The organism is Actinomycetes bacterium, assembly GCA_035489715.1.
Classification (GTDB): Bacteria; Actinomycetota; Actinomycetes; order JACCUZ01; family JACCUZ01; genus DATHAP01.
This window is the reverse complement of record DATHAP010000059.1, coordinates 1-4867: the sequence shown is the minus strand read 5'-3', so window position 1 is coordinate 4867 and position 4867 is coordinate 1. Positions and strand designations below refer to the sequence as shown.

Annotated in this window: 6 protein-coding genes; 5 read left to right on the top strand and 1 reads right to left on the bottom strand. The window is 74.4% G+C overall.

The window, feature by feature from the left end; translation table 11 throughout:
- A partial coding sequence (locus VK640_05130; protein ID HTE72569.1) for an FAD-dependent oxidoreductase occupies positions 1 to 777 on the bottom strand: 777 nt, incomplete at its 3' end.
- Between the two features lie 62 nt (positions 778 to 839).
- Here VK640_05130 and VK640_05125 point away from each other — a divergent pair.
- The 5 genes from VK640_05125 to VK640_05105 all read left to right on the top strand — a co-directional run bounded on the left by VK640_05125 (position 840) and on the right by VK640_05105 (position 4725).
- Positions 840 to 1304 carry a gamma-glutamylcyclotransferase gene (locus VK640_05125; protein HTE72568.1) on the top strand — a complete coding sequence of 155 codons (465 nt, stop codon included), beginning with the start codon at positions 840 to 842 and terminating at the stop codon, positions 1302 to 1304.
- Positions 1305 to 1387: 83 nt separating this feature from the next.
- Positions 1388 to 1738: a hypothetical protein gene (locus VK640_05120; GenBank protein ID HTE72567.1), complete on the top strand. Its 351-nt coding sequence runs from the start codon at positions 1388 to 1390 to the stop codon at positions 1736 to 1738.
- A 70-nt stretch (positions 1739 to 1808) separates the two neighbouring features.
- Positions 1809 to 2177, top strand: a complete 369-nt coding sequence (locus VK640_05115; GenBank protein ID HTE72566.1) for a cupin domain-containing protein — start codon at positions 1809 to 1811, stop codon at positions 2175 to 2177.
- A 44-nt stretch (positions 2178 to 2221) separates the two neighbouring features.
- Positions 2222 to 3031, top strand: a complete 810-nt coding sequence (locus VK640_05110; protein ID HTE72565.1) for a purine-nucleoside phosphorylase — start codon at positions 2222 to 2224, stop codon at positions 3029 to 3031.
- A gap of 98 nt (positions 3032 to 3129) precedes the next feature.
- Positions 3130 to 4725, top strand: coding sequence for a phospho-sugar mutase (locus tag VK640_05105; GenBank protein HTE72564.1), 1596 nt, complete (start codon positions 3130 to 3132; stop codon positions 4723 to 4725).
- Positions 4726 to 4867 lie beyond the last annotated feature (142 nt).

Here is a 4867-nt window from a genome sequence, read left to right as displayed (position 1 = left end):
GACCGTGTCACCGGAGTCGCCCGCGCGACGTACCGACGTGGCTCGTGACTTCGACAGCACGGTCATCCCCCGGCGACGGAAGACGTCTTCGAGCACGGTCGCGGCGTCCTGGTCCTCACCGGGCAGCACCCGGTCGCGACTGGACATCAGGGTCACCTTGCTGCCGAGCGAGGTGTAGGCGGAGGCGAACTCCGCCCCGGTCACGCCGGACCCGACGACCACCAAGTGCTCGGGGAGGTGCTCGAGGGCGTAGACCTGCTCCCAGGTCAGGATGCGCTCCCCGTCGGGCCGGGCGTCGGGCAGCACCCGGGGGTGCGCGCCGGTCGCGACGAGCACGGAGTCGGCGTCGAGCACCTCCTGCCCGCCGTCCGCGAGCTCGGCGACCACCTTGGTCGGCCCGTCGAGGCGGCCCAGGCCGGGCAGCACCGTGACGCCCTCCCGGGCCAGCCGGCTGGTGATGTCGTCGGACTGGGCCCGGGCCAGCGCGGTCACCCGCTCGTTGACCTTGCCGAGGTCGACCCCGACCCGGTCCTGCGGCAGGTCCGCACCGGCGGCTCCCAGCCGGACGCCCAGCTCGCCGGACTCCGCGGTGTCGGTCATCACCTCGGCGGTCGCGATCAGCGTCTTGGACGGCACGCAGTCGGTCAGCACCGCCGAGCCGCCGAGCCCGTCCCGGTCGACCACGGTGACCTCGGCGCCGAGCTGCGCGGCCACCAGGGCCGCCTCGTAGCCGCCCGGGCCGCCTCCGACGATCACGATGCGTGTCACGCGCGACATTGTTCCCCACACCGGCGGCGGGTGGCCGCGGCCAGGACGGCTCGCCAATATCCTCTGGAGTCATGGCCCTGTACGCCGCCTACGGCAGCAACATGGACCCCCGGCAGATGGCCGAGCGGGCTCCGCACTCGCCGTTGCGCGGCACCGGCTGGCTGCCCGGCTGGCGGCTCACCTTCGCCGGCGAGGACCGCGGCTGGGAGGGCCCGCTGGCCACCCTGGTCGAGGAGCCCGGCAGCCAGGTCTTCGTCGCCCTCTACGACGTCACCGACGCCGACGAGCGCCAGATGGACTACTGGGAGCACGCCGACCTGGCGCTGTTCAGCAAGGTGCGGGTCCGGGTGGCCACCCTCGACGGTGAGGTCCTGGCCTGGATCTACGTCCTCGCCGACTACGAGGGCGGGCTGCCCTCGGCGCGCTACCTCGGCCTGATCGCCGACGCCGCGGAGCTGGCCGGCGCCCCCGACGACTACGTGGCAGAGCTGCGCGACCGGCCCTGCCGCTCGGTCGGTCCCGGTCCGACGGCCTGAGCGGCGACCTGCGCGGCCCGGGAGTCACGAGAGAGTCAAGAACATCCCTCCAGTCGGCCATCTCGGCTGCCGATAACGCTGGGGTGAGAGCACCCCGGCGGCCCCTGACCGCGAGCGGCGGTGACCGCCTGCTCGCCGTGCTGCAGTCCTGCCCGGCGACCCAGCGGGTGACCGTGCGGCTGTCCACGAGCACCCCGCGGACCCGCCGGTCGATCGCCGAGCTGCTGCAGGCGCACGCCTTCGCCGCGCACTGCCAGATCGCCGTCGCCGAGACCCGCGGCATCGCCGTCCGGTGGGTCGACGGCATCGTCAGCGGTACGGCGTCAGAGCTGGCCGAGTTCCTCGCCACGGTGACCCCGGTCCTGGACAGGTCGCACGGCCGGGCCAGCCTCGGCGGCTCCCTCTCGACCGCCACCCACGCCGCCGCCGCCTGACGGGATGGCCCGGCTGGGCCATTCCCCCGACGGCACCTTTCGGGGCACCGTGGACCCGGAGGTGGTCGGCATGGCGGTCCTCGAGGCCCGCAACATCGACAAGCCCGACGAGCGGCGGGACTTCCCGCGCGGTCACCTGGACGCGGTGCACCTGCCGGGCGGCGTGATCTGCGGGCGGACCACGTTCGGCACCGGCTGGCGCTGGTCCGAGTCGGTCAAGCCGATCGCCGGCACCGACAGCTGCATGTTCCACCACGTCGGCTACGTGCTCTCGGGCCGGATGCAGGTGCGGCTCGACGACGGCGCCGAGCTGGAGATCGGGCCCGGCGACGCCTTCGAGATCGCTCCCGGCCACGACGCCTGGACCGTCGGCGACGAGGACTGCGTCACGGTCGACTTCACGACCGAGGACGACCCGCGCTTCGCCGCCGCTCGCTGAGGCACCCGCGCCGAGCCCCGGCGCGACCCGACTAGGGTCGCGCCGTGAGCGAGACGCCAGCAGACCCGTATGCCCTCGCCGGCGAGGCCGCCGCGCGGCTGCGCGAGCTGACCGGCGCCGACCGGCACGACGTCGCCCTCGTGATGGGCTCCGGCTGGGTGCCCGCCGCCGAGCTGCTCGGCGAGACGGTGGCCGAGCTGCCGGTGACGGAGCTGCCGGGCTTCCACGCAGCCGCGGTGGAGGGGCACGCCGGCACGCTGCGGTCGGTGCACGTCGGCGACTCCACCCGGGCGCTGGTCTTTCTCGGCCGCACCCACCTGTACGAGGGGCGTGGCGTGGCCGCCGTCGTGCACGGCGTCCGGACCGCGGTCGCGGCCGGCGCGCGCACCGTGGTGCTGACCAACGGGTGCGGCGGCCTGCGGCCGACCTTCTCCCCCGGCCAGCCGGTGCTCATCAGCGACCACATCAACCTGACCGCGACCTCGCCGATCGTCGGGCCGCGATTCGTCGACCTGACCGACCTCTACTCCACCCGGACCCGCACGCTGTGCAAGGCCATCGACCCCTCGCTGGAGGAGGGTGTCTACGTCCAGCTCCCGGGCCCGCACTACGAGACACCCGCCGAGATCGGCATGGTCCGGGCCATCGGGGGCGACCTGGTCGGCATGTCCACGACGCTCGAGGCGATCGCCGCACGGGAAGCCGGCGCCGAGGTGCTCGGGCTGTCGCTGGTCACCAACCTCGCGGCGGGCATGACCGGCGAGCCGCTCGACCACGAGGAGGTCCTCGAGGCCGGCCGGGCAGCGGCGACCCGCATGGGCGAGCTGCTGGCCCAGGTGGTGCCGCAGCTGTGACCGCTTCGGGGAGCGGCCGCACGGCTGGGCAGGGCCAGGGCCACGAGCACCGCGAGAGCGCTGACACGGTCGACGCCGTCCAGGTTGCCCGCGCCTGGCTGACCGAGGACCCCGACCCCGACACCCGCGCCGAGCTGCAGGCGCTGCTCGACGCCGAGGACCTCGCCGGCATCGCCGACCGGTTCGGCGGCCGGCTCGAGTTCGGCACCGCCGGGCTCCGCGGCGAGCTGGGTGCCGGCCCTGCTCGGATGAACCGGGTCGTCGTCATCCGGGCTGCGGCCGGCCTCTGCGCCTACCTGACCGCACGCGGTGGGCGGAGTGTCGTCGTCGGGTTCGACGCCCGCCACAAGTCCGACGTGTTCGCCCGCGACACCGCCGAGGTGGTCACCGGGGCGGGCATGCGCGCGCTCGTCCTCCCCCGCCCGCTCCCGACGCCGGTGCTGGCCTTCGCCATCCGGCACCTCGGTGCGGACGCCGGTGTCATGGTCACCGCCTCGCACAACCCGCCGCAGGACAACGGCTACAAGGTCTACCTCGGCGACGGCTCGCAGATCGTCCCGCCTGCCGACGCCGAGATCTCCGCCGCCATCGACGCGGTCGGGCCGCTGGCGTCGGTGCCGCGCGGGGACGCCTGGGACACGCTGGGGGACGAGGTCCTCGATGCCTACCTGGACCGGGTCGCGTCCCTGGTCGACCCGGCCTCCCCACGCGACCTGTCCATCGTCTACACCCCGCTGCACGGCGTGGGCCGCGACGTGGTGCTCGCCGCGTTCGACCGGGCCGGCTTCGCCGCTCCCACCGTCGTCGCCCGCCAGGCCGACCCCGACCCCGACTTCAGCACGGTCTCCTTCCCGAACCCGGAGGAGCCCGGCGCCATCGACCTGGCGCTCGAGGCCGCAGCGCAGCACGGCGCCGACATCGTGCTCGCCAACGACCCCGACGCCGACCGGTGCGCGGTCGCGGTGCCCGACGGCGGCGGCTGGCGGATGCTGCGCGGCGACGAGGTGGGTGCTTTGCTCGCCGCCCATCTGGTACGTCGCGAGCCGACCCTGGAGGGCACCTTCGCGGAGTCCATCGTGTCGTCGTCCCTGCTCGGCCGGATCGCCGAGGCGCACGGCCTCGGCTACGCCGAGACGCTCACCGGCTTCAAGTGGATCTCCCGGGTCGACGGACTGCGCTACGGCTACGAGGAGGCACTCGGCTACTGCGTCGACCCGGCCGGGGTCCGGGACAAGGACGGGGTCTCCGCCGCCCTGCTCGTGGCCGAGCTGGCCGCGACGATGAAGGCGGAGGGCCGCACCCTCACCGACCTGCTCGACGACCTGGCCCGCGAGCACGGCCTGCACGCCACCGACCAGCTCTCGGTCCGGGTCGACGACCTCTCGCTGATCCAGGACGCGATGGCCCGGCTGCGCGCCCAGCCCCCGGCGACGCTGGGTGGCCGAGCGGTCGAGTCTGCGGAGGACCTGGCACCCGGCAGCCGGCGGCTGCCCCCGACGGACGGCCTTCGCTACCGGCTCGCGAAGCGCGGCCGGGTCGTGGTCCGGCCGTCCGGCACCGAACCAAAGCTCAAGTGCTACCTCGAGGTGGTCGTGCCCGTGGCCGACGGCGACGTCGCCGCTGCCCGGCGCACGGCGGCCGAGGCGCTCGACGCGGTCAAGACCGACCTGGCGACCGCGCTCGAGCTGGGCTGACGGGAAGGGCGCCGGCCGCGGACGAGCACGCGACCGGCTGCCGTCACCTGGTCACGACGCGGGGACAGGCTCCCGCCACATGGTCACGACCTCCGGGCCGTCGTCCGGCGTCGCGAACCGGTCCCGCACGACGAAGCCGTAC